Annotated in this window: 26 protein-coding genes; 4 read left to right on the top strand and 22 right to left on the bottom strand. The window is 55.7% G+C overall.

The features are described 5' to 3' along the window. The first annotated feature begins 145 nt into the window (after nucleotides 1-145). Nucleotides 146-1,111: a L,D-transpeptidase family protein gene (locus IB214_RS14100; RefSeq protein ID WP_096757415.1), complete on the top strand. Its 966-nt coding sequence runs from the start codon at nucleotides 146-148 to the stop codon at nucleotides 1,109-1,111. 87 nt (nucleotides 1,112-1,198) lie between these two features. Here IB214_RS14100 and bhsA read toward each other — a convergent pair whose 3' ends face one another. Further along, the gene (bhsA, locus tag IB214_RS14105; RefSeq protein ID WP_096759426.1) at nucleotides 1,199-1,456 is read right to left on the bottom strand and encodes a multiple stress resistance protein BhsA; all 258 of its coding nucleotides are present in this window, start codon (nucleotides 1,454-1,456) and stop codon (nucleotides 1,199-1,201) included. Between the two features lie 242 nt (nucleotides 1,457-1,698). Here bhsA and comR point away from each other — a divergent pair, with 242 nt between their 5' ends. Continuing rightward, on the top strand, nucleotides 1,699-2,352 hold the full coding sequence (gene comR / locus IB214_RS14110) for a TetR family copper-responsive transcriptional repressor ComR (protein ID WP_096757416.1): 654 nt from the start codon (nucleotides 1,699-1,701) through the stop codon (nucleotides 2,350-2,352). 81 nt (nucleotides 2,353-2,433) lie between these two features. Here comR and IB214_RS14115 read toward each other — a convergent pair whose 3' ends face one another. The 8 genes from IB214_RS14115 to hinT all read right to left on the bottom strand — a co-directional run bounded on the left by IB214_RS14115 (nucleotide 2,434) and on the right by hinT (nucleotide 8,480). Continuing rightward, nucleotides 2,434-2,973: a glycine zipper 2TM domain-containing protein gene (locus IB214_RS14115; RefSeq protein WP_096757417.1), complete on the bottom strand. Its 540-nt coding sequence runs from the start codon at nucleotides 2,971-2,973 to the stop codon at nucleotides 2,434-2,436. A 168-nt stretch (nucleotides 2,974-3,141) separates the two neighbouring features. Next, nucleotides 3,142-4,446: an NADH-quinone dehydrogenase gene (gene ndh / locus IB214_RS14120; RefSeq protein ID WP_117341953.1), complete on the bottom strand. Its 1,305-nt coding sequence runs from the start codon at nucleotides 4,444-4,446 to the stop codon at nucleotides 3,142-3,144. 238 nt (nucleotides 4,447-4,684) lie between these two features. Beyond that, complete coding sequence (gene ycfP, locus IB214_RS14125) at nucleotides 4,685-5,227, bottom strand: alpha/beta hydrolase YcfP (protein WP_117341952.1); 543 nt, start codon at nucleotides 5,225-5,227, stop codon at nucleotides 4,685-4,687. 20 nt (nucleotides 5,228-5,247) lie between these two features. Continuing rightward, on the bottom strand, nucleotides 5,248-6,273 hold the full coding sequence (gene nagZ / locus IB214_RS14130) for a beta-N-acetylhexosaminidase (RefSeq protein ID WP_096757420.1): 1,026 nt from the start codon (nucleotides 6,271-6,273) through the stop codon (nucleotides 5,248-5,250). Between the two features lie 10 nt (nucleotides 6,274-6,283). Next, entirely contained in the window at nucleotides 6,284-7,108 is an 825-nt protein-coding gene (thiK, locus tag IB214_RS14135) for a thiamine kinase (RefSeq protein ID WP_117341951.1), read from the bottom strand. After that, nucleotides 7,089-7,730 carry a penicillin-binding protein activator LpoB gene (gene lpoB / locus IB214_RS14140; RefSeq protein ID WP_096757422.1) on the bottom strand — a complete coding sequence of 214 codons (642 nt, stop codon included), beginning with the start codon at nucleotides 7,728-7,730 and terminating at the stop codon, nucleotides 7,089-7,091. The genes thiK and lpoB overlap by 20 nt, the downstream gene beginning before the upstream one ends. A gap of 13 nt (nucleotides 7,731-7,743) precedes the next feature. Continuing rightward, nucleotides 7,744-8,118 carry a YcfL family protein gene (locus tag IB214_RS14145; protein WP_117341950.1) on the bottom strand — a complete coding sequence of 125 codons (375 nt, stop codon included), beginning with the start codon at nucleotides 8,116-8,118 and terminating at the stop codon, nucleotides 7,744-7,746. A 2-nt stretch (nucleotides 8,119-8,120) separates the two neighbouring features. Beyond that, nucleotides 8,121-8,480: a purine nucleoside phosphoramidase gene (gene hinT / locus IB214_RS14150; protein ID WP_096759427.1), complete on the bottom strand. Its 360-nt coding sequence runs from the start codon at nucleotides 8,478-8,480 to the stop codon at nucleotides 8,121-8,123. Nucleotides 8,481-8,830: 350 nt separating this feature from the next. On the opposite strand from hinT, the gene fhuE reads away from it, so the two are divergent. Beyond that, the gene (fhuE, locus tag IB214_RS14155; RefSeq protein ID WP_117341949.1) at nucleotides 8,831-11,020 is read left to right on the top strand and encodes a ferric-rhodotorulic acid/ferric-coprogen receptor FhuE; all 2,190 of its coding nucleotides are present in this window, start codon (nucleotides 8,831-8,833) and stop codon (nucleotides 11,018-11,020) included. 69 nt (nucleotides 11,021-11,089) lie between these two features. On the opposite strand, the gene paaY is transcribed toward fhuE, so the two are convergent. From paaY to paaA, 13 genes are all read right to left on the bottom strand, one after another. Further along, entirely contained in the window at nucleotides 11,090-11,686 is a 597-nt protein-coding gene (paaY, locus tag IB214_RS14160; RefSeq protein ID WP_117341948.1) for a phenylacetic acid degradation protein PaaY, read from the bottom strand. A gap of 11 nt (nucleotides 11,687-11,697) precedes the next feature. Then, nucleotides 11,698-12,624 (bottom strand): phenylacetic acid degradation operon negative regulatory protein PaaX, encoded by a 927-nt coding sequence (paaX, locus tag IB214_RS14165; RefSeq protein WP_161959003.1) that lies wholly within the window; start codon nucleotides 12,622-12,624, stop codon nucleotides 11,698-11,700. Nucleotides 12,625-12,781: 157 nt separating this feature from the next. Continuing rightward, the gene (gene paaK / locus IB214_RS14170) at nucleotides 12,782-14,098 is read right to left on the bottom strand and encodes a phenylacetate--CoA ligase PaaK (RefSeq protein ID WP_117341947.1); all 1,317 of its coding nucleotides are present in this window, start codon (nucleotides 14,096-14,098) and stop codon (nucleotides 12,782-12,784) included. Nucleotides 14,099-14,126: 28 nt separating this feature from the next. Further along, the gene (gene pcaF, locus IB214_RS14175) at nucleotides 14,127-15,332 is read right to left on the bottom strand and encodes a 3-oxoadipyl-CoA thiolase (protein ID WP_117341946.1); all 1,206 of its coding nucleotides are present in this window, start codon (nucleotides 15,330-15,332) and stop codon (nucleotides 14,127-14,129) included. After that, nucleotides 15,332-15,754: a hydroxyphenylacetyl-CoA thioesterase PaaI gene (paaI, locus tag IB214_RS14180; protein ID WP_117341945.1), complete on the bottom strand. Its 423-nt coding sequence runs from the start codon at nucleotides 15,752-15,754 to the stop codon at nucleotides 15,332-15,334. The genes pcaF and paaI overlap by 1 nt, the downstream gene beginning before the upstream one ends. Next, complete coding sequence (locus tag IB214_RS14185; protein ID WP_117341944.1) at nucleotides 15,747-17,165, bottom strand: 3-hydroxyacyl-CoA dehydrogenase; 1,419 nt, start codon at nucleotides 17,163-17,165, stop codon at nucleotides 15,747-15,749. The genes paaI and IB214_RS14185 overlap by 8 nt, the downstream gene beginning before the upstream one ends. A gap of 3 nt (nucleotides 17,166-17,168) precedes the next feature. After that, nucleotides 17,169-17,957: a 2-(1,2-epoxy-1,2-dihydrophenyl)acetyl-CoA isomerase PaaG gene (gene paaG / locus IB214_RS14190; protein WP_117341943.1), complete on the bottom strand. Its 789-nt coding sequence runs from the start codon at nucleotides 17,955-17,957 to the stop codon at nucleotides 17,169-17,171. A gap of 2 nt (nucleotides 17,958-17,959) precedes the next feature. Then, entirely contained in the window at nucleotides 17,960-18,727 is a 768-nt protein-coding gene (gene paaF / locus IB214_RS14195; RefSeq protein WP_117341942.1) for a 2,3-dehydroadipyl-CoA hydratase PaaF, read from the bottom strand. Continuing rightward, the gene (paaE, locus tag IB214_RS14200; RefSeq protein WP_117341941.1) at nucleotides 18,724-19,794 is read right to left on the bottom strand and encodes a 1,2-phenylacetyl-CoA epoxidase subunit PaaE; all 1,071 of its coding nucleotides are present in this window, start codon (nucleotides 19,792-19,794) and stop codon (nucleotides 18,724-18,726) included. Before paaE ends, paaF begins: the two co-directional genes overlap by 4 nt. A gap of 7 nt (nucleotides 19,795-19,801) precedes the next feature. Further along, nucleotides 19,802-20,302, bottom strand: coding sequence for a 1,2-phenylacetyl-CoA epoxidase subunit PaaD (gene paaD / locus IB214_RS14205; RefSeq protein WP_117341940.1), 501 nt, complete (start codon nucleotides 20,300-20,302; stop codon nucleotides 19,802-19,804). A gap of 12 nt (nucleotides 20,303-20,314) precedes the next feature. After that, on the bottom strand, nucleotides 20,315-21,070 hold the full coding sequence (gene paaC, locus IB214_RS14210) for a 1,2-phenylacetyl-CoA epoxidase subunit PaaC (RefSeq protein WP_117341939.1): 756 nt from the start codon (nucleotides 21,068-21,070) through the stop codon (nucleotides 20,315-20,317). Nucleotides 21,071-21,077: 7 nt separating this feature from the next. After that, the gene (paaB, locus tag IB214_RS14215) at nucleotides 21,078-21,365 is read right to left on the bottom strand and encodes a 1,2-phenylacetyl-CoA epoxidase subunit PaaB (RefSeq protein WP_117341938.1); all 288 of its coding nucleotides are present in this window, start codon (nucleotides 21,363-21,365) and stop codon (nucleotides 21,078-21,080) included. Between the two features lie 11 nt (nucleotides 21,366-21,376). Beyond that, on the bottom strand, nucleotides 21,377-22,306 hold the full coding sequence (gene paaA, locus IB214_RS14220; protein ID WP_117341937.1) for a 1,2-phenylacetyl-CoA epoxidase subunit PaaA: 930 nt from the start codon (nucleotides 22,304-22,306) through the stop codon (nucleotides 21,377-21,379). 285 nt (nucleotides 22,307-22,591) lie between these two features. Between paaA and paaZ the strand changes: the two genes are divergently transcribed. Beyond that, nucleotides 22,592-24,637, top strand: a complete 2,046-nt coding sequence (gene paaZ, locus IB214_RS14225) for a phenylacetic acid degradation bifunctional protein PaaZ (protein WP_117341936.1) — start codon at nucleotides 22,592-22,594, stop codon at nucleotides 24,635-24,637. Nucleotides 24,638-24,682: the final 45 nt, after the last annotated feature.

A 24,682-nucleotide genomic window follows, 5' to 3' on the forward strand; every position in this document is an offset into this window, starting at 1 on the left:
GCCGGGTGCAGTTCACCATACTCACCCGGCCGGTTGAATTTACAAACTCTTTGCACTTCCCTGCACTTCCCGACACAGCAAACCGCCATAATTCCTGTTTACTTTTACATGATAAAAACCACGTAAAAACAATGGACTTATGGCAATGTTAAACAATAAGCAATTCTCTCGCTGGCTGACGTATTTTACGCTTGCCGCGTCTCTTGCGCTGGCGCTTCCGGCCCAGGCGAACACCTGGCCGCTGCCTCCGCCAGGAAGCAGACTGGTGGGTGAAAATACCGTACATGTTGTCGAAGATAACGGCGGTTCACTGGAAGCCATTGCGAAAAAGTACAATGTGGGTTTTTTAGCGCTGCTACAGGCTAACCCTGGCGTCGACCCTTTCGTGCCAAGAGCCGGTAGCGTATTAACCATTCCGCTGCAAACCCTGCTACCGGATGCCCCGCGCGAAGGGATTGTGATTAATCTTGCCGAGTTGCGTCTGTACTATTATCACCCAGGTAAAAATTCGGTGACCGTGTATCCGATTGGTATTGGTCAACTGGGCGGAGATACCCTGACCCCCACCATGGTAACCAGTATCTCTGATAAACGAGCCAACCCGACCTGGACCCCAACGGCCAATATCCGCGCCCGTTACAAAGCCAATGGTATCGACCTGCCTGCCGTCGTCCCTGCGGGTCCGGAAAACCCGATGGGTCATCATGCCATCCGCCTGGCGGCTTACGGTGGAGTCTATTTACTTCACGGTACCAACGCTGATTTTGGTATCGGTATGCGCGTCAGCTCTGGCTGTATTCGCCTGCGCGACGGTGATATTGAAACCTTATTCCGTCAGGTTACGCCAGGTACCAAGGTCAATATTATCAACACGCCAATCAAAGCCTCTGTTGAACCCAACGGCGTGCGCCTCGTAGAAGTGCATCAGCCGCTGTCGGAAAATATTGATGACGATCCGCAGGTGCTGCCGATCGTACTGAACGCGTCGATGAAGACGTTTAAGAATGCAGCACAAACGGATGCCTCCGTCATGGAACACGCTATGGAACTGCGTTCCGGGATGCCGGTAGACGTAACGCGTCATCACGACGTCAGTCAGCAGTCACTGTAAACAGTTGCCCATAAAAAACCCCCGCTGGATGTTTTTCCGCGGGGGTTTTTTTAGTTAACTCGCAGTGGCATTGCGATGGGTTAAAACTTATTTGTAGATTACCGCTGTACCATGAAGAGTGTTAGGACCGGTCACAGAGGTAATACGGAACGATTTCGCCCCCATTTCATCTGCTTTCTGCGCCAGTTGATCTTCCAGAGAACCTAAGTTAGTCCCCGCATTCGCAGAGATAATCCCTACCTTCTGTTGGCCTTCAGGCGTGGCCTGAACTTCTACAGCGGCAAAGCTGGCAAATGAAAGTGAGCTCAGAACCGTAGCAAGTAGCAGCGTTTTTACGTTTTTCATAATAGTGACCTTATGCAGATGAATGTCTGTCGAAAAGATTAACTTAACGATCGATAGGGAAATCATAGATGTGATCCAGGTCACACGTCAATGTTTTTTTATAACGATCGTTATATAAAATGCAAAGGTCTTATTTTTCATATCAATAGAAACAAATTATTTTTATCGTGAATACACTGGAGAGTGTGGGCAAATATTTTTATAATGATTGTTCAATAAACCCAACCAGGTACGACGGCACCATGACAACTGAAACGACAGGTTGTGCAAAAAAAAGCCGTGGCCGACCAAAAGTGTTCGACAGGGAAGCCGCGCTTGATAAGGCCATGACACTCTTCTGGCAGCACGGATATGAAGCGACCTCGCTCGCCGATCTCGTGGAAGCAACCGGTGCCAAAGCGCCCACGCTGTATGCGGAATTCACCAATAAGGAAGGGTTATTTCGTGCCGTGTTGGACCGCTACATCACCTGCTTCGCTGCAAAGCACGAAGCCCAACTCTTTTGCGAAGAAAAAAGCCTCACCTGTGCGCTGGAAGACTATTTCACGGCAATCGCCAGCTGCTTCACCAGCAAAGACACGCCGGCAGGATGTTTTATGATTAATACCTCCGCAACGCTTGCCGCCTCTTCCCGCGATATTGCGCACACGGTGAAATCCCGCCATGCCATGCAGGAGCAAACGCTGACCCAGTTTCTTCGCCAGCGCCAGCAACATGGCGAAATTCCGGCACACTGCGATCCGCAGAAACTGGCCGAATTTCTGAACTGTATTTTACAAGGTATGTCGATCAGCGCCCGCGAAGGGGCAACTTTTGAGAAACTGATGCAGATAACCCGGACCACGCTGCGTCTGTGGCCTGAACTGCTGAAAGAAGAAACCGCGCCTCTGGCCTGAACTCCGCATTAACCATCTGATAAAAAAAGCCCCCCAGCCTGAGCGAATGGGGGGCTAATTCATGTACAGAGCAAGACTATTTTACGCGTTGTTATTCAGCACCAACTGGCCGTTGTTATCCAGTGGGATTTGCGAGCCAGGGTCTTTATCCATGCGGATTTTGCCCTGCTGATCGCCAATTTTGTAGGTCACGTCGTAACCCAGCATTTTTTCCGATTTGTCATACACTGTTTTACAGCGCTGCTGCGTACTGGTGTAAGTATCGTTTTCCTGCATCGAACCCTGGATCTGGTTCCCGGCATAACCGCCACCTAATGCCCCTGCAACGGTGGCAATATCTTTACCGCGTCCGCCACCAAACTGATGACCGATAACCCCACCCGCAACAGCACCCAGCACTGAACCCGCAATACGATTTTCATCCTGCACCGGCTTACGGTGGGTAACCGTCACGTTACGGCATTCCTGACGCGGCGTTTTTACCGTTTCTTTAATCGGGGTCGCAGAGACAACATGTGCATATTGTGGGCCACGCTCAAACACGTTAAGACTGGCCACCGCTGCCACACCCAGCGCAGCAGCTACGCCAATCCCTATACCCGCCAACATTGATTTATTCACGGGACTTCCTCCTTTTTTGCTATTAGCAACAACTTTGCAACAGGAGATGAAAAATGCCAATCAGATTACGGATGAAAATAGCGGAACAAGGAAGCAAAGCAGCAGGATTCAGAGAACTCTTAAGGAAGGGGCCGGATGAACAGCGTCATCCGGCATCACACATCGATATTAGTGCAGTTTCAGGCGCGGGCGAATTACACGGTTGATGCTACCCACCAGCATCATCAGGCCGGTTTTGAAATAACCGTGCAGCGCAATCTGGTGCATACGGTACAGCGAAATGTAGACAAAGCGAGCAATACGCCCTTCCACCATCATCGAACCGCGCGTCAGGTTGCCCATCAGGCTACCAACGGTAGAGAAGTTAGACAGTGAAACCAGCGAGCCATGATCTTTATACTGATACGCCTTCAGCGGCTTGCCATTCATCTGCGCCAGAATGTTGCTCATTGCGCACGATGCCATCTGGTGTGCAGCCTGGGCGCGCGGCGGGACAAAGCCCCCTTCCGGACGTGCGCAGGAGGCACAGTCACCAATCGCGTACACGTCAGGGTCGCGCGACGTCTGCAGAGTCGGTTCAACCACCAGCTGATTAATACGGTTCGTTTCCAGACCGCCAATATCCTTCATAAAGTCTGGCGCTTTGATACCTGCTGCCCAGACCATCAGATCGGCTTCAATATACTCGCCGTCTTTGGTGTGCAGACCGCCTTCATCAGCGCTGGTCACCATCGTCTGCGTCAGCACACGCACGCCCAGCTTGGTCAGCTCATTATGAGCCGCGCTGGAAATACGTGGCGGCAACGCAGGCAGAATACGCTCACCGGCTTCCACCAGCGTCACGTTCAGCGCTTCGTTGGTTAACCCTTTGTAGCCGTAGCTGTGCAGCTGTTTCACCGCATTATGCAGTTCAGCCGACAGCTCAACGCCCGTCGCACCACCACCGACAATAGCGATATTCACTTTGCCGTTAGCGCCCAAATTCGCCGAATACTTCAGGAACAGGTTCAGCATTTCCTGATGGAAACGGCGAGCCTGATGCGGGTTATCAAGGAAGATGCAATGATCTTTGACGCCCGGCGTGTTGAAATCATTGGAGGTACTACCCAACGCCATTACCAGCGTGTCATACGCCACTTTGCGCTCAGGAACCAGCAGTTCACCTTTCTCATCGCGCAGCTCAGCGATAGTAATAGTCTTCGCTTCACGATCGATATCCATAACCGAACCCAGCTGGAATTCAAAGCCGTGGTTACGGGCATGCGCCAGATAGCTCAGTGCATCAACACCCTCATCCAGCGATCCGGTTGCCACTTCGTGCAGCAACGGTTTCCATAGATGGCTGTGATTTCTGTCTACCAGCGTGATTTTGGCCTTCTTCTTGCGCCCCAGCTTTTTACCGAGCTGCGTCGCCATTTCCAGTCCGCCAGCACCGCCGCCGACAATCACGATCCTTTTCAATGGTGTAGTCAACGTGACCCCCTTAAATTTTATTAACCAATTGTTAATTAAACGTTATAGGCATAGCCTTTAATTAACAACACGTTACGATAATGAAAATGTCCTTCGAGACTGAGAATAACACGAACGGTGCATTGGTCATACCAAATTTGATGTGCATCAAGTTTTGATGCTGAAAAGATAGACAACTGGAATTTTAAAGATAAAAAAACCAGCCCGCAGGCTGGCTTTGTTAAACGTGGGTGAGTGACTAACCTAACGTCTTAAAGGCTTTGATTCGCTGCAAATGTGGGGAGATATTTTTAAATTTATGGGTCTGATCTTCGTCCCATACAATTTCATAGTAGTGACGCAGCTCTTCGGAAGAACGCTGGCTGTTCAGCGCTTCATCATGCCGTGACAGAATGACCAGACACCGGTCGCGATTCTTCTCACGGAAATTGGTCACACATTTTGTGGCGATGTCAGCGTACTCTTCCGGCCTGTCGATTTTTCCTTCCATGTTCTCATTCGGGAACAAGTTAGGGTTAAACACCACCTGGCGAATATCACACAGAAAACCAATCCTTTCTGCCCAGTAGCCGCCCAGACCCACACCGCAAATCAGCGGTCGGTCGTCGACATTAAGCTGCAACATTTTATCTACTTCTTTCAGCAGATGCTGCATATCATGTTTAGGATGCCGTGTACTGTAGCTAATCAGCCTGACATCCGGGTCAATAAACTGTAATTGCAACACTTTCTCGTGGTTGCCCGGACTGTTAGAGTCAAAACCGTGTAAATAGATAATCATCGCATCCTCGCAAACTTGCGTTAATGACCTGCTTTCTCTTCCTGCCAGCGTTCATGAAGCTGGTTGAGCTGGGCGCTGATTGTTTTCCAGCGATCCGAGTCCATCAGTTCCTGACGCGAAAATGAACCTTTATGATACAAACGTGTAACACGCTCTGCATTGATCGGCGACAGATTATCTAACACACTGACTGCCCCTTTACGATTATTGCAGACCAGGATCATATCGCAACCTGCATCCAGCGATGCCTGGCCTCGCTCTGCATAGCTCCCCATGATTGCCGCACCTTCCATCGACAGATCGTCAGAGAAAATCACACCGTCAAAACCAAGCTCCTGACGCAGGACCGTTTTTAGCCAATGCGGTGAACCACTCGCCGGGCGGGAGTCTACTTCGCTATAAATCACGTGCGCAGGCATAATCGCGTCGAGTTTGTTTTCCGTAATAAGCGCCTGGAACACCGACATATCGTTAGCGCGAATTTCAGCTTCCGGTCGCGGATCGGTGGGCGTTTCTTTGTGTGAATCCGCCGTCACTGCCCCATGTCCAGGGAAATGCTTCCCGGTGGTTTTCATGCCTGCCGCGTGCATACCGTCGATAAAGCGCGTCGCCATCGCCAGCGCTTTTAGCGGATCGGCATGATACGAACGCTCGCCAATCGCGGCACTGATATGGCCGACATCCAAAACGGGGGCAAAACTGATATCGATGTCCATCGCAATCATCTCGCTGGCCATCAGCCATCCGGCGTTTTCAGCCAGCTTTCCACCCTCTTCCAGACCGTGCAGTGCGGCAAAGGATTGTGCCGCTGGCAGGCGGGTAAAACCTTCGCGAAAACGCTGCACGCGCCCGCCTTCTTGATCCACCGCCACCACCAGATGATTACGTGACGCCGCGCGGATCTGACGCACTAATTCACGTAACTGTTCCGGGTCGTGGTAATTACGGGTAAAGAGGATTAAACCACCCACCAACGGGTGCGCCAAAATCTCACGCTCTTCCGCGTCCAGCTCATACCCTTCAACATCCAACATTACTGGACCCACACTGCTCTCCTTATCCTTTCATGGTTAGCTGCCGCCAGGTGTCATCGGCCAGCCTGATAAATTGTCGATCGCCAGTCTGTTGCCAGCGATACTCAAACCACCCCGCCTTCAGCATCAGTATCCAGGGTTGCCACTGTCTGATCTGCCGCCACAGAACGTTTGGGTCAATGTGCGCATGGCGGGCATAGGCGTTGACCAACTCGCGATGTTGCGACTCGTCAGCGACCCACACTGCCGCCAGCTCGAGGGCGATATCGCCGTCCCCGGCATACTCCCAGTCAATCAACCGCAGACCTGACACCGTATGCACAATGTTGTCGCCGTGGACATCCATATGCAAAGGCCCCAAACGCAAGGGATGAGGCTCCCGTCTTTTACTCAGACGCTTTAGCACACGTAACCAGCGCGATGTGCGACGCGTCGGATCACAACACTGCCAGTACTGTTCCAGCAACGGCAGCAGACTCACTCGCCAGCCAAAATGGGGTTGTTGGTGAAGATGATACAGTAAGCGCGCGAGTTCGTCGGCTTCCGGTAATCTGGAATCGACTCTACCGTGAAAATAGTCGATGGCCATCCACCCGCGCGTATAAAAACGAGGTTCAGGAGCCAGGCTGTCCGGCAGGCGTTTTAGCGCATGATAGTGGCGTAAAAAATGCGACTCTGGCGCGTCAGGATCGTGATGACGGCGCAGTACGAGGCGATGGGAATGATGTTCAATGACGCAGCTCCCGCCGCTCAAGCCAAGCTTACCAGCTGCGACGGGACGATACTGCGGGAAATAGCGCGACAACACCTCATCGCGCGTCAATGGCTTATTGTTGCTGAACGGCACCTTTACCTGACCAGATTATCTCACCCGTTTGTACCAGCATTAATTGCATTTGCAGTGATGGCGTATTGACGTTACCGGATGCGCTGGAATACAGCACATACTGGGCACCGACGTTACGGGCAATGCCAATCGCTTTGCTGCGCGTGCCTAAGCTGTCGTGCGGTGATAAACCGAGTTGCTGCTTCGCTATCGCCAGTTGCTGCGCCGAAACCAGGGTAAATTTCCCGTTATTCGCCAGCGCATTGCGCAGCGTCTCGGTGGCTTCCCCTGCATTAAGTGAACCGTTAGTGCGGTTGTTCACGCTGTCGACCAGCAGAACGCCCCCGGCTTTTACGCCATCCGCCTGCAGCATTTTGCCCACCATCGGCTGCATCGCCCCGTTCCAGTCATAATGACGTACTCGCGGAGCGGGCTGCGCCGTTTGATCCTCATGTTCAATCGGACCCGGCTGCTGCGGAATGGTCGGCACTGTAGGTACAACTGGCACAGGCTGTTGCGGCTGCGCGGGCTGTTCCGGTACCGGTTTTACTTCATCTACCGGTGCAGGCTCACGTTGCGCCACACAGCCAGAGAGAAATATCGCCAGCGCAGCAACCACGGCGTAGCGATTCAATTTGATCATCAAGATTCACCTCTTACAAATAAAGATAAAGTCTAACCTTGTGCGCCCCCAGAAAATTGGCGCTGCCATACAATGTCACCGACGAACGTGCCGGAATCGTAACGCTACGTGGCGCCTCCAGAGGGTGCATTTCCAGCCCTCTGGCGTCATACCAGTAAAACCGATAATGAACGGTGACGGGTTCTTGCCTTTCGTTATAGAGTCGTGAGGATGCCGAAGGCTGAATATCATACGTGGTTAACGCAGGTTGTTCTGCTGTTATACCCGCGGCCAGTATTGTTGATTCCATCACCAGAGACTGTTCATCACTGACCGGAATTTCGGGGTGTGAACGACAGCCAGCCAGCAACAGTAAGCCCAGCATCAGCGCGATGCATCCTCTGGTCATTATCATAGACCTTTATGTGCAAGCATTGGCCCCAACACACGGCCCCCTAGCAGATGCATGTGGATGTGATACACCTCTTGTCCACCGTGGCGATTGGTATTCATGATCAAACGGTAGCCATCTTCGGCAATACCTTCCTGCTCGGCGATTTTGGCCGCCACGGTGATCATTCGGCCCAGCGCCTGTTCATGTTCTGCCGTTACATCGTTAACGGTTGGGATCAGAACGTTGGGAATGATCAGGATATGCGTGGGTGCCTGAGGTGAAATATCACGAAACGCGGTTACCAGTTCGTCCTGATACACGATGTCTGAGGGAATTTCACGACGAATAATTTTGCTGAATATAGTTTCTTCTGCCACGACGTTTTCCTTTTTCATTAACAGCCCATGCGTTGTGCCATGCTACGCCGAGCGACTCTGCGAGTATAGAGTATGAGCGAGTTACTCACGCTCTTTCAACTTTAACCCCCGATTTTTTAAGCAAAAAGCTCCCCCTTCGCTGTTCTTATAACCATTTACCGCCGCTATTGCTCAGACATAGTACTGAAACAATATTTCATTTATCTCTGTAGCATCTGTTTACACGTTGAATATGAATGCGTATATTTCGCATTTGCATTTACATACAAATTTAATAGTTAACAACAAAAGGGTTCATCACCCGCAACGGTGATTAGAACTTAATATTAATAATTATCAAGGACTTATTGATGTCTTTCACAACATACAACCGGGATTCTCAGCGTCAACCCGCACTCGCCCCTTCCTTGCTTGCAGTCTGTATTGCCATGGCTTTTATTCCCGCTTCAGGCTTCGCCGCCAACGAAGATACGGTGATCGTTGATGGTTCAGCCACCTCAGACTCGGCATCCGGCGAAGAACAGGATTACAGCGTGAAGTCGACGACAGCGGGCACCAAAATGCAGATGACCCAGCGCGATATACCTCAGTCTGTCACTATCGTTAGCCAGCAGCGCATGGAAGATCAGCAGTTACAGACTCTCGGTGATGTGATGGACAACACGCTCGGTATCAGTAAAAGCCAGGCTGACTCCGATCGTAACAGCTATTTTTCCCGCGGCTTTGAGATTGATAACTATATGGTCGACGGGATCCCGACCTATTTTGAATCCCGCTGGAACCTCGGCGATGCACTTTCCGACACCGCCTTGTTTGAACGCGTAGAAGTGGTGCGCGGAGCGAACGGTTTGATGACCGGAACGGGCAATCCTTCGGCCTCCATTAACATGATTCGTAAACACGCCACCAGCCGCGAGTTCACCGGTAATGTGTCGGCAGAATACGGCAGCTGGAATAAACAGCGCTATGTCACTGATTTACAGAGTCCGTTAACCGAAGATGGCAATGTGCGCGCTCGCATCGTCGCCGGATATCAGAATAACGACTCCTGGCTTGACCGCTACAACAGCGAAAAAATGTTCTTCTCCGGGATTGTCGATGCGGATCTGGGTGACACCACCAGCCTGTCTGCCGGTTATGAATACCAGCGTATTGACGTTAACAGCCCAACCTGGGGTGGCCTGCCGCGCTGGAATACCGACGGCAGCAAAAACAGCTATGACCGTTCGCGCAGCACGGCTCCGGACTGGGCCTACAATGACAAAGACATCAACAAAGTCTTTGTCACGCTGAAACAGCGTTTTGCCGATACCTGGCAGACAACCCTGAACGCTACCCACTCTGAGGTTAAGTTCGACAGCAAAACAATGTACATCGATGCCTATGTCGACAAAAACACCGGTATGCTGGTCGGCCCCTATGCTAATTATGGTCCTGGTTACGACAACGTCGGCGGTACGGGATGGAACAGCGGCAAGCGTAAGATCGATGCGGTTGATCTGTTCGCCGACGGTGGCTACGACCTGTTTGGTCGTCAACATAACCTGATGCTCGGCGGCAGCTACAGCAAACAAAACAACCGTTATGTCAATGCCTGGGATAACGTGTATCCGAACGAAGTGGGGAATTTCAATAACTTCGACGGTAATATTCCTGAGACTAACTGGCGTCCACAATCGCTGGCCCAGGACGATACCACCCACATGAAATCGCTCTACGCGGCGACGCGTGTTTCGCTGGCCGACCCGCTGCACTTGATCCTCGGCGCGCGTTATACCAACTGGCGTATCGACACCCTGACCTACAGCATGGAAAAAAATCACACCACACCGTATGCCGGTCTGGTGTATGACATTGATGATAACTGGTCAACTTACGCCAGCTATACCTCTATCTTCCAGCCACAGAACAAACGTGACAGTTCGGGTAAATACCTCTCCCCGATCACCGGTAACAACTATGAGATGGGGTTAAAGTCGGACTGGATGAACAGTCGCCTGACCACCACCCTTGCGGTATTCCGTATCGAGCAGGATAACCTGGCACAGTCTACCGGTACGCCAATTGCCGGCAGCAATGGCGAAACGGCCTATAAGTCGAGCAATGGTACAGTCAGCAAAGGGGTTGAATTCGAAGTGAACGGTGCAATCACCGATAACTGGCAGATGACGTTTGGCGCAACGCGCTACGTTGCTGAAGATAACGAAGGCAAGGCGGTGAACCCAAACCTGCCACGTACTACGGTGAAACTGTTCACCCGTTATCGTCTGCCAGCGATACCGGAGCTGACCGTCGGCGGTGGTGTTAACTGGCAGAATCGCGTTTACAGCGATACCGTGACGCCGTACGGGACGTTCCGTGCCGAACAGGGTAGCTACGCATTGGTAGATTTATTCACCCGTTACCAGGTGACAAAAAACTTCTCCCTGCAGGGCAATCTGAACAACCTGTTCGATAAGACTTACGACACCAACATTGACGGCTCTATCGTCTATGGTGAACCGCGTAACGTCAGCGTCACCGCCAGCTATCAGTTCTGATAAGAACATTGTGCCCGGCGTTGTCACCCCGATGACAACGCCGGTAACCCGACGCCCGCTTGCCCCGAGCTAACTCGCTGATTTCGGCTTCAGATCTTCATCAAACTCCAGCCGTTTTCTGTTGGGTTCCGCTTCGGTCAGCGGTTGCACTTCAGAAAGCGTGTGCTGACAGCGCTCTACCAGTACCTGATATTCACGTGTGCCCTGCTTCTTCCACGTCAGTTCCTGCTCGGTTAGGGTGCGAATCGCTTTTGCCGGACTACCGACAATCAGATGGTTGGCGGGCATCTCAGCCCGTGCTTTCACAAACGCCGACGCGCCGACAATACTGTTTTCACCAATGGTCGCCCCATCGATAATCACCGCGCTCATACCGACCAGCGCATTACGGCCAATTACGCAACCGTGCAGAATGGCACCGTGGCCGATATGCCCGTCTTCTTCCACCACCGTGTCCTGGCCCGGGAAACCGTGCATTACGCAGTTATCTTGAATATTCGCGCCATCTTTCACCACGATACGACCAAAATCGCCGCGCAGGCTAGCGTTAGGACCCACGTAAACCCCTTTGCCGAGGATCACATCGCCAATCAGTACGGCGGTTGGATGAACATAGCTTTCGTTAGGTACGACGGGGATCATTCCGTCCATCTGGTAAATCGGCATGGCTTCTCCTGTTACGCCTCGGCTAATCCACCAAAGCGTTGATAATAGAGCGGCCCCGGCGCGGGCAGTTCGCCCACTGAACTTTCGCCTTTTTCACTGACAAAAGCCTGAGCACCGGGCGCGACGCGTTGATAGATATTGATACACAACTGGCGTGCGGTCTGACCCAGCCAGTGGGCGGGCAGCAGTTCCTCTGGTAACAGCGGATCTTTCAGTACCACCCGACGATAGAAATGGATCAGCAGCAGACGGATCTGGAAGCAGCGTTCCGGCGTCAGCTCACCCGCATCGGCGTCACGCAGCAGCGGCAACAGCGGGCGGAACAATGTGATAAACGCCTCGTACATGGCGTTCTGTTCGGTCAGTTGCCAGCACTCTTCCACACGCTCACGCAGCGCAGCGCGAGAAATGGCCAGCGGTGAATGTGCTTCAAATACAATCACATTTTCCGCCACACCCGCTTCGTGTAGTAGCGACTGCACATCCGCCAGCTTTTGCGACGGCGAGGCCAGCAGGCTTGGCGCAAGGACGCCGAACCCCTGCCAAATCAGCTGCTTTTTGACTTCATTAAGGGTATTTTTTTCTAGCCCTTCAGAAAGTAACAACAGCCAGGTGCCGTCCCATTCCGGGGCACTGGCGCGATAAATTTTGCTTTCGGCGCGTCGTGTCAGGCGTAACCCTTTATCGCTCAACCGGTAGAAGCTGCGCCGGCCAATGCGCACCACGTCCAGCCACTCTTCTTTATTAAGGCGAAACAGCGCGGTGCGCACAAAGCGTTCACCAAAGCCGAGTCCTTCAAGCAGTGCCGCCACGCTGCCGAGCCACACTTCGCCGCCGCGCTGGGATAAGCAGTCACCGTATAACGAAGCGATAAGCGAGGTGCCGCTAATGGGCATCGCGGTCACCGCCTGCTGAATAAAGCTGTCGAGTTTGTCCATATGATTCATTCTGTTGTTATTTATATCCTTTTTGAATCATAGCACAGGAATAATTCCGCGAAACGGCGGGAATTGGTAGGCCGGATAAGGCAACGCCGCCATCCGGCAATCTGTGCGCTTTCGCCTGATGGCGCTGCGCTTATCAGGCCTACGAGTCTTAACCGTTTGCTGCGACTTTACGCAAATCAAACACGCGGCACGCTTTGCCTTCGGAGCGTGGAATGCTGCCGCAGTTAACGATGCTGACGTCGGTAGAGATCCCAACCATCGACTTAATACGGTGACGCAGATGGTGGCAAATCTGGCAGCGCTGCTCGTGACTCAGCGCCAGACCACTCTCTTTTAGCTCCACGCGCACGGAAAGTGAATCAAGATGCCCGCGACGATCCACTTCCAGCTGGTAATGCGGCGCCAGATGTTCAATCTTGAGGATCTCTTCTTCCAGCTGCGATGGGAAGACGTTAACGCCGCGAATAATCAGCATGTCATCGCTGCGCCCGCTGATGCGATCCATCCGACGCATGGTACGGGCGGTGCCCGGCAGCAGGCGCGTCAGGTCGCGGGTGCGATAGCGGATCACCGGCAGCGCTTCTTTGGTCAGGGTGGTGAACAGCAGTTCGCCGTGCTCGCCGTCGGCCAGCGGCGTGCCGTCTTCCGGGTTAACCACTTCCGGGAAGAAATGATCTTCCCAGATAGTCGGGCCGTCGCCGGTTTCAATACATTCCATCGCCACGCCCGGCCCCATCACTTCGGACAGGCCGTAAATATCCAGCGCGGTAATGCCGAGGCGACGTTCAATTTCTGCGCGCATCCCCGCCGTCCACGGCTCGGCGCCAAACACGCCGGTACGCAGCGAGCAGCCGCGCGCGTCGCCGCCCATCTGGCGTTCGAGTTCTTCAATCAGGTTCAGGCAGTAAGACGGCGTCACCATAATCATGTCAGGCTTGAAATCACGAATCAGCTGCGCCTGTTTCTCGGTTTGTCCGCCGGACATCGGGATCACCGTGGCCCCTAAACGTTCCGCGCCGTAATGCGCGCCCAGGCCGCCGGTAAACAGGCCATAGCCGTAGGCGACGTGGATTTTGTCTTTCGCCGTACCGCCCGCCGCACGCAGGGAGCGCGCCACGATATTGGCCCAGGTATCAATGTCGTTTTGCGTATAGCCGACGACGGTCGGTTTGCCGGTGGTGCCGGACGACGCATGGATACGCACCACCTGCTCCATCGGCACCGCGAAGGTGTCGAACGGATAGTTATCACGCAGGTCCTGCTTGGTGGTGCAGGGAAACTTGCTTAGGTCACTCAGCTCACGGAAATCATCCGGATGAACGCCCGCCGCATCGAACTTACGGCGATACATCGGCACATTTTCATAGGCGTGTTTTAACGTCCACTTCAGACGTTCGGTTTGCAGAGCCTGTAATTCATCACGCGATGCAGTTTCAATCGGATCTAATGTTGTTGTTGTTGTCATTTTGTAGGGTATCCGCAGGTCAATTAGCTCACACTCGCTCGAGGATCAGGGCAATGCCCTGGCCCACGCCAATACACATCGTACACAGCGCATAGCGTCCATTGCGTCGATCCAGTTCCAGCGTTGCCGCCAGCGCTAAGCGCACGCCGCTCATTCCCAACGGGTGGCCTAAGGCGATGGCGCCACCGTTGGGATTCACGTGTTCAGCATCATCTGCCAGACCGAGCTGACGCATCACGCCCAGCGCCTGAGCGGCAAATGCTTCGTTCAGCTCAATCACATCCATATCGTTAATATTCAGCCCGGCACGCTCCAGCACTTTACGCACTGCCGGTACCGGCCCCAGCCCCATAAACTTCGGCTCCACACCCGCCGTCGCCATCGCTACGATGCGTGCTCGCGGCGTCAGCCCCTGTACCTTTGCCTGTTCTGCGCTGGCAATAATCATCGCCGCCGCACCGTCGTTCACGCCGGAGGCGTTCCCGGCGGTAATTACGCCGCCTTTACGGAAGGGGGTTTTCAGTGAAGAGAGTTGTTCGAGGGTGGTTTCCGCACGCGGATGTTCATCATCACGCACCGCGCTGACCGCGCCCTGCTTGCCGATAATCTGCACTGGCACAATTTCCTGCGCCAGAATGCCGTCGCGCTGAGCCTGTGCCGTGCGCTGCTGGCTGCGATAAGCAAAGGCGTCCTGGTCTTCGCGGCTGATATTTAACAATTCAGCTACATTCTCCGCCGTTTCCGGCATGCTGTCAGTTCCAAATTGTTGCTGCATGAGCGGGTTCACAAAACGCCAGCCGATGGTGGTATCAAACATCTCCGCCTGACGCTGAAACGGCGAGGTGGCTTTGCCCATCACAAACGGCGCGCGGGACATAGATTCCACGCCACCGGCAATCAGCAGATCCGCATCACCGGCTTTAATCGCCCGAGCGGCAAAGCCAATTGCGTCCAGACCGGAACCGCACAGGCGGTTGATGGTCGTGCCCGCCACCGTGTGCGGATAGCCCGCCAGCAGCGTCGCCATATGCGCCACGTTACGGTTATCTTCCCCCGCCTGATTGGCGCAGCCGAAGATCACATCGTCGATGGCGCTGGCATCCAACTTCGGATTCCGGTTGAGTAATTCCCGCAGCGGAATGGCAGCCAGATCGTCGGCGCGAACGCCGGCCAGCGCGCCGCCGTAGCGACCAATCGGGGTACGAATGCCGTCACAAATAAACGCGTCACGCATTAGACTTCTCCTGTAATAGTGCCGCCGATGCGGTGCGATTTGCCGCGAAACAGGGCCACGATTTTTTGCTGCTGGTTGATAATTTCAATGTCGTAAACGCCGGTCAGCTTGCCCTGCTGCTTGACCCGCGCGGTGGCGGTCAGCAGTTCACCAACAAAGGCCGGACGCAGGAAATCGATACTGGCGGCAGACGCCACCGCCGCCAGCCCCTGACTGTTGCAGGCGTAGGCGAATGCGATATCTGCCAGCGAAAATAGTTGTCCACCGTGGCAGGTTTGATGGCCGTTCAACATGTTCGGTGACACCGCCATGGTCATCTGCGCATAGCCTTCGTCCATTTCGATAATCTTGATACCCAGCGTTTTGGCGCAGGTATCGTTCTCATACATGGCGCGGGCGTTTCGCCAGGCTTCATTACTCATGACGCATCTCCAGTAGCGCTTTTTCGCGCAGCAGCGCACTCGGGCGATAGCGTTCTTCGCCGTAGTGCTGTTGCAGGTTTTCCAGCAAATGTAGGACGCGCCCCCAACCCAGTGATTCCCCCCAGCCAATCGGGCCGTGCGGGTAGTTGACGCCCAGACGCATGGCGGTATCGATATCCTCGGCGCTGGCAACGCCTTTTTGCAGCGCGTCCAGCGCTTCGTTCGCCAGCATCGCCACCGTGCGCCACACCAGCAGGCCCGGATAATCGCCGATGCGCAGTACCTTTTTGCCCTGCTGCTGGAAGAAATAAACCGCTTTGTCGCTGGCGGCTTGTGAATTGGTGGCAGCACTTGCCAGCACCACCGTGTCGCCCGCCGCGTAGTCGTACACCACCACCGGGCGGTTGTGCTGCACACTTAAAGCCAGCGCGGTTTCACCGGTGGTTTCCAGCAACAGCACCTCGTCCAGTTCAGTGACAACGTCACGCTTAATGTTTTTTGCGGCGCATTGCGCTGGCACCGCAGCCAGCGCCAGTTCCGGCGCTGCTTCAACAGGCCAACGATAAACGCCGTGACCGCTCTTCTTGCCCAGACGCCCGGCGATGGCCAGCTCTTGTTGCAGCAGCGACGGTAGAAAACGTCGGTCCTGCCAGAAGGCGTTAAATACCGAACAGGTCACCGCAAAATTGACGTCCTGGCCGATAAGGTCGGTCAGCGCCAGCGGCCCCATCGGGAACCCGCCGCCGTCACGTAATGCGGCGTCAATCACGTCAGGCGTCGCCACCTGCTCTTCCAGCGCTCGCCAGGCTTCGGCGTAAAACGGACGCGCCACGCGGTTGACGATAAAGCCCGGCGTTGAACGGCAGCGCACCGGTTGTTTACCCCAGGCGCTTACGCACTGGCACAGTTGCTCAACCACTTCGGCTGAGGTCGCCAGACCGCTGACCACTTCGACTAGCTTCATCACCGGTGCCGGGTTAAAGAAATGCAGCCCCGCTACGCGCTCGGGATGTTTAATGCCAGCGGCAATGGCGGTAATGGAAATGGACGAGGTATTGCTGGTCAGCAGCGTCGACGGAGAGCAGATCTCCGCCAGTTGGCTGAACAGCGCCAGTTTGATCTCCAGACGCTCGGACGCCGCTTCAATCACCAGTTGCGCATCCGCAAGCTGATTCAGTTCAGTTGCCGGAGTAATACGCGCCAGCAGCGCCTGCGCCTGCTCAGCGCTAATTTTTCCGCGGCGGACGCGGGAATCCAGGCGCTGGGCGATACCGTCAACAGCGCGGGTAATCGCGTCGGCGGAAATGTCATACAGCAGCACCGAATGCCCGGCGCTGGCAGCCACTTCAACAATGCCTGCGCCCATGGTGCCGCCGCCAATCACGGCGACGGTGTGGAGTGTTTGCGTCATGGCTTATTTCCCGCTGAACTGTGGAGGACGTTTGCCAAGGAAGGCGCTGACGCCCTCGCGGTAGTCGTCGCTGCGCCCAGCAAGGCGCTGGAAATCGCGCTCGACATCAAGCTGGTCATCCAGGGTATTGGTTTCCGCCAGCTGCAACGCTTTCTTGATAAGCCCTAAACCGTAGGTTGGCTGGGAAGCCAGATGGCGCGCCAGCGTCAGGCTGGTGTCTTTCAGTTCTGCGTCATCCACCAACTGCCAGATCATGCCCCACTGCGCGGCCTGTTCGGCGCTTAAGCTGTCGCCCAGCAGCATCAGCCCCATGACGCGGGCGCGGGTTGTCACACGCGGCAACACCCAGCTTCCGCCGCAGTCCGGCACCAGGCCGAGTTTGCTGAAAGCCATCACAAATTTTGCAGAACGCGCCGCCAGCACGATATCGCAGCCCAGCGCCAGCGTGGCACCGGCACCTGCCGCTACACCGTTGACCGCGCAAATTACCGGCTTGGGCAGCGCGGCTAAGCGACGCACCAGCGGGTTATAAAAACGCTCCACCGACATGCCTAAATCCGGTGCAGGGCCGCTCGGGTCGACGTTACGATCGTTCAGGTCTTGTCCGGCGCAAAAACCGCGCCCGGCACCGGTGATCAGCAGGCAGCGAATGGTCTCGTCGCGTTCAGCCTGCTTCAGACACTCGGACAACTGCTGGTGCATGGCGTCGTTAAAGCTGTTGAGTCGGTCCGGGCGGTTCAGGGTGATGGTCATCACGCCCTGGTCGATATCGCTAAGAATGAATGCGTCCACGGTTAACGTCCTTTGAAAGCTGGGGTGCGTTTTTCTAAAAAGGCAGCGATGCCTTCGCGACGGTCTTCGGTGGCGCTCAGCACGGTAAACAGCTGGCGCTCCTGTGTTAGCCCAGCCTGCAAGCTCACTTCCTGCGCCAGACGTAACGACTGTTTGGCGGCACGCAGCGCCAGCGGCGAGTGACGGGCGATGGTCGCCGCCAGTTTCAGCGCGTATTCGTCAGAAAGGTTGGCTGGGTGGATATCGCTGACCAGCCCCGCCTGCTGTGCCCGCTGGGCATCAATGCTTTCACCGCTCAGTACCATGCGGCTGGCCAGCGCTTTCCCGACGCTGCGAATCAAACGCTGGGTACCGCCCGCCCCCGGCATGGTGCCGAGGGTGATTTCCGGCAGCCCAAAGCGGGCGTTATCCCCGGCGATCACCAGGTCGCACAGCAGCACCAGCTCGCAGCCCGCGCCCAGCGCGTAGCCGTTGACCACCGCAATCAGCGGCTTGTTAAAGCCATCGATACGCGCCCATAAGCGCGGGCGAATATCATCAAAAGTGGCGGGCAAATCTTTTTCTGCCATTTCGTTAAGGTCTGCACCTGCCGCGAAATAACGGGTATTACCGCTAATCACGCAGACGCTAATACTCTCGTCCGCCGCCGCACTTTCCAGCGCCTCGGCAAGCTGGGTCAGCAGCGCGTTATTCAGTGCATTTCGTGCCTGTGGACGGTTCAGCGTCAGCTGTAAAACGCGGTCGTGACGGGTAATCAGCAGTTCGCTCATGCCATCCCCCGCGCATCAAAATCCACCACCACATCGCCGCTGGTTGGCAGCGCCTGACAGCTCAGCACATAGCCCGCCGCCAGTTCGTCGGCTTCGAGGCTGTAGTTAGCCGCCATCGCCACTTCGCCGCGCACCACTTTGCATTTGCAGGTGGCACAAACGCCGCCTTTGCAGGCGAACGGCAGGTCGGCCCCCTGACGCAGCGCGGCATCGAGAATGCTATCATCTTCCGCAGAGAGCGAAATCAGACGCTCGCGACCGTCCTGACGCAACGTCACAGTACGCCCTTCGGCCTGTACGCCAGTGGCGCGTTTGACGCTGGTGCCCGGCGTATTGAAACGCTCCAGGTGAATGGCTTTTTCCGGCATTCCCAGCGCACGCAGCGTGGTTTCAGCGTCGTCCATCATCGCCGACGGGCCGCAGATAAAGGCATCGTCAAAGCAGCTGAAATCGAGCAGATACTCAGACAGCGCGCGCAGTTTGTCGCCGTCAATGCGCCCCTGTAACAAGTCGCTGTCCATCGATTCCTGGCTGAACAGATGGATCACTTGTAAACGCCGCGGATAGCGATCTTTCAGATCGGCCAGCGCCTGGCGGAACATCATGCTGTGGCTGCTGCGGTTGCCATAGATCAGGGTGAAGCGGCTGTCGCTTTCCATCGCCAGCGTGGCTTCGATAATCGCCATCATCGGCGTGATCCCGGAACCGGCGGCAATCGCCAGATAGTGGGCGCTGCGATCGGCCTGTGGCTGGTGGCCAAAGTGACCCTGCGGCACCATCACCTCGAATTCCATGCCCTGCTGGATATCGCTCTGGGCGAAGCGTGAAAAACGGCCACCGTCGATGGCTTTCACCGCCACGCTGATTTCTGCCGGTGAGCGACTGCGACAAATGGAGTAGCAACGACGCAACTCTTCGCCACCAAGACGGGTTTTCAGCGTCAGATGCTGGCCCGGACGGAAGGCGTAGGCGCTGCGTAGCGCGTCGGGTATGGCAAAGGTGATGGTCACCGCATCGCGGGTTTCCGGCTCAACATTTGCCACGGTAAGCGAATGAAATGTTGTCATCGCGACCTCAAATACATTTAAAGTAATCAAAGGGTTCACGGCAGCTTTCGCAGCGATACAGCGCTTTGCAGGCCGTGGAACCGAATTCGCTAATCAGCGAGCTGCGGGTGCTGCCGCAGCGTGGACAGAGCACATCCTTCGGCATTTCGTCGGCGTGACAGGCGTGGGCCTGCGGCGGGCTGATGCCGTACTGGCGCAGGCGCTCGCGGGCGTCCGGGCTCATCCAGTCGGTAGTCCACGGCGGGTCAAGCTGCAACACAATGTGCACCGGGATGTAGCCGTGCTCGGTCATCACCGCGCGAATTTCACCGAGCAGATGTTCGGTTGCCGGACAGCCGGAATAGGTTGGCGTGAAGCCAATCACCCAGCCGTCGCCGTGACGTTCAACGCGGCGCACCATGCCGAGGTCGGTAATGGTCAGCACCGGGACTTCCGGGTCGGGGATAGCGCTTAGCAATCCCCAAATGCTGTGCACCTCAGCGGGTGCGATGGCGGCAAGACGTTGCATAGCGACCTCCGTTTACCACTGCTGACCGGGGTAAGCACGTTGCAAGTACTGCATCTCTGCCAGCATCGGCCCCAGATGTTCACTGTGCAGCCCCTGTTTCCCGCCGCTACGGAACGCCGCTTCTTGCGGGATCTGCAAACCAGAATCGAGCAGCGCGGTGTGGACCGTCGCCTGCCATTCGGCCTGTAGCTCACGCGGATCGACGGCGATCCCCTGCGCAATTAAAGCGATCTCCAGCTCATCGGCCTGGAACAACTCGCCGGTGAAGCGCCACAGGCTGTCCACCGCTTGCTGCATCAGGTTTGCCGAGTGTTCGGTGCCGTTACCCAGACGCTCCAGCCAGCCGCGACTAAAACGCTGGTGATAGCGCACTTCTTTCAGCCCTTTGGCGGCGATAGCGGCAAGCTGCGCGTCACGGCTGTTGACCAGGCGGCTGAACAGCGCCACGTGCCAGACGTCGATAAAGAACTGACGGGCGAGGGTGTCGGCAAAGTTGCCGTTCGGCTGTTCGACCAGCAGCAGATTGCGGAACTGACGTTCATCGCGACCAAAGGCCAGCGTGTCTTCGTCGCCGCTGCCGTTAAGCTCGGCGGCATAGCTGAGAAAATTACGCGCCTGACCCAGCAGGTCGAGTCCGATATTAGCCAGCGCGAGGTCAATCTCCAGCTCCGGCGCATGACCGCACCACGCGCCTAACCGCTGGGCCAGCACCAGGCCGTTATCGCCCAGACGCAAGGCATAGGTGGCAACGGGATTCAGGTTATTCATCGTTGCCTCACATATGTTCCATGCCGTCTGGCACGGTGTAGAACGTCGGATGGCGGTAGACTTTGCTCTCAGAGGGGTCGAAAAACGCACCGCGTTCTTCCGGTTGCGAGGCGACAATTTCGCTCGCCTTCACTACCCAAATCGAACAACCTTCGCTGCGACGGGTGTAGGCATCGCGCGCGTTTTCCAGCGCCATCTGGTCATCGGCGGCGTGCAGGCTGCCGACGTGACGGTGAGACAAACCTTGTTTGCTGCGGACAAACACTTCGTATAACGGCCAGTATGTTTTGCTCATCTTTATTCTCCTTAGGCGGCGCTGCGGGCCTGCTGTTTTTCGGCATGCGCCAGCGCGGCTTCGCGCACCCATGCCCCCTCTTCCCAGGCTTTGCGTTTTGCGCCCAGACGTTCGTGGTTACAGATGCCACGCCCGTTGATGACTTCGTTAAGTTCCTGCCAGTCAATTTCGCCGTAGCGGTAGTGACCGGTAGCTTCGTCAAGCGTCAGATCAGCATCCGGCGCCTGCATGCCGAGGATTTCCACCTGTGGGACGGTGTTGTCGACAAAGCGCTGACGCAATTCGTCGTTGGAGTGCAGTTTGATTTTCCACGCCATGCTGCGGGCGCTGTTCGGCGAGTTGTCATCGCTCGGGCCGAACATCATCAGCGCTGGCCACCAGAAGCGGTTGATGGCGTCCTGCAGCATCTGACGCTGTTCTTCGCTCCCTGCCGCCAGCGCCATGCAGGCTTCAAAACCCTGACGCTGGTGGAAGCTCTCTTCTTTGCAGATTTTGACCATCGCCCTGGCATACGGGCCGTAGGAGGTGCGACACAGCGCCACCTGATTGACGATCGCAGCACCATCAACCAGCCAACCGATAACGCCGATATCGGCCCAGGTCAGGGTTGGATAGTTAAAAATGGAGGAGTACTTCATCTGCCCGTCGAGCATCTTCTGATACAGATCTTCACGGGCGCAGCCGAGGGTTTCGGCGGCGCTGTAGAGGTACAGGCCATGTCCGGCTTCATCCTGCACTTTCGCCAGCAGAATCGCTTTGCGGCGAAGCGTTGGGGCGCGGGTGATCCAGTTACCTTCCGGCAGCATGCCAACAATTTCCGAATGCGCATGCTGGCCAATCTGGCGAATCAGCGTTTTGCGGTAGGCATCCGGCATCCAGTCCTGCGGTTCGATGGCGGTATCCTGCGCGATGCGCTGGTCAAAGCTATGTTCTTCTGTCACGTCATCACCTTATGATTCCGATAAATTCAACAAATCAATTTTTGCGAATCACTTTGTTTTATAAAAGTTACATCTTAGTTAAATAAAACCACAAATTTTGTTTGTGAATTTTGTGATGAGTACCGCAAAGGGTTTTAGTAATCCTTTTATAAACAGGCTTGTATCACTATCAGGGATAGTGTCCTCGATCGCATTGTTAACAAATTATTAAAATCAGGCTTGCATTTTATGATTCAGAAAAGAACTATTTATAGCGAGATTACGTAACATATCTGGAGAATAACCATGCAGCAGTTAGCCAGCTATTTATCCGGCGCCTGGCAGACCGGCCGGGGCCGTACCCGCACCATTCATCACGCCATCAGCGGCGAAGCGCTGTGGGAAGTCACAAGCGAGGGGCTGGATATGGCGCAGGCGCGCCGCTTCGCCATCGAGCACGGCGGCAAAGCGTTACAGGCGATGACCTTTATTGAACGCAGCGCAATGTTAAAAGCGGTGGCGAAACATCTGCTGGAGCTGAAGGCCGATTTCTATGCCATCTCCGCCGAGACCGGCGCGACGCGTGCGGATAGCTGGGTGGATATTGAAGGCGGTATCGGCACCCTCTTCACCTATGCCGGGTTGGGCAGCCGTGAACTGCCGGACGATACCCTGTGGCCGGAAGATGAGCTGATCCCGCTGTCCAAACAAGGCGGCTTTGCCGCGCGTCACGTGCTGACCTCAAAATCCGGCGTGGCGGTGCATATCAACGCCTTTAACTTCCCGTGCTGGGGCATGTTAGAAAAGCTGGCCCCCACCTGGCTTGCCGGGATGCCCGCGATCATCAAACCAGCCACCGCCACCGCGCAGCTAACCCAGGCGATGGTCAAAGCGATTGTCGACAGCGGGCTGGTGCCGGACGGCGCGATCAGCCTGATTTGCGGCGGCGCGGGCGACCTGCTCGACCAACTTGACCATCAGGATGTGGTGACTTTTACCGGCTCAGCAAAAACCGGGCAACAGCTGCGCGTGCATCCGAATCTGGTGGCGAAATCTGTCCCCTTCACCATGGAAGCGGACTCGCTGAACTGCTGCGTGCTGGGTGACGATGTGACGCCGGAACAGCCTGAATTTGCGCTGTTTATCCGTGAAGTGGTGCGCGAGATGACCACCAAAGCCGGACAAAAATGTACCGCTATTCGCCGGATTATCGTGCCACAGGCGCAGGTGAAAGCGGTGAGCGAAGCGCTGATTGCGCGTCTGCAAAAAGTGGTGGTCGGCGACCCGGCGCAGGAAGGTGTGAAGATGGGCGCGCTGGTCAATAGCGAACAGCGTCAGGACGTGCAGGATAACGTCAACCGCCTGCTGGAAGCCGGATGCGACGTGCTGCTGGGCGGCAAAGCCGATCTCAACGCCGCCGGGGCGTTCTTCCCGCCGACGCTGCTGTTCTGCGCGCAGCCGGATGAAGTGGCGGCGGTTCACGTGATTGAAGCATTTGGCCCGGTGGCGACGCTGATGCCGTATCAGAATAGCGAGCATGCGATGCAGCTAGCGCGCGCCGGTGAAGGTAGCCTGGCGGGAACGTTAGTGACGGCAGATGGTGATTTGGCTCGCCAGTTTATTCTCGGTGCCGCACGGGCGCACGGGCGTATTCAGGTGCTGAACGAAGAATCTTCCGTCGAATCCACCGGCCACGGTTCCCCACTGCCGCAGCTGGTACATGGCGGCCCGGGACGCGCAGGCGGCGGCGAAGAACTCGGCGGCCTGCGGGCGGTAAAACACTACATGCAGCGCACCGCGATTCAGGGCAGCCCGACGATGCTTGCCGCCATCGGCCAGCAATGGGTGCGCGGCGCGCAGGTGGCGGAAGACCGCGTCCACCCGTTCCGCAAATATTTTGAAGAGATCCAGCCCGGTGACAGCCTGCTGACCCCGCGCCGCACGCTGACCGAAGCGGATATCGTCAACTTTGCCTGCCTGAGCGGCGATCACTTCTACGCTCACATGGACAAAATTGCCGCCGCGGAGTCGATTTTTGGCGAGCGCGTGGTGCACGGTTACTTCCTGATTTCTGCCGCCGCCGGGCTGTTTGTTGACGCGGGCGTCGGCCCGGTTATCGCCAACTACGGCATGGAAAACCTGCGTTTTATCGAGCCGGTAAAACCGGGCGATACTATCCAGGTACGCCTGACCTGCAAACGTAAAACGGTGAAACGCCAGCGCAGCGCTGATGAGAAGGCCACAGGCGTAGTGGAATGGTCAGTGGAGATTTTCAATCAGCATCAGCAAGCTGTGGCGCTGTACTCGATCCTGACGCTGGTCGCGCGCCAGCAGGGGGATTTCCCGGCGTGAACAAACCCGATGGTGCGTTCCAGTCGCACCATCGGGCATTTAACG

It is taken from the genome of Citrobacter sp. C1, assembly GCF_014596895.2.
GTDB classification, from domain to species: Bacteria; Pseudomonadota; Gammaproteobacteria; order Enterobacterales; family Enterobacteriaceae; genus Citrobacter; species Citrobacter gillenii.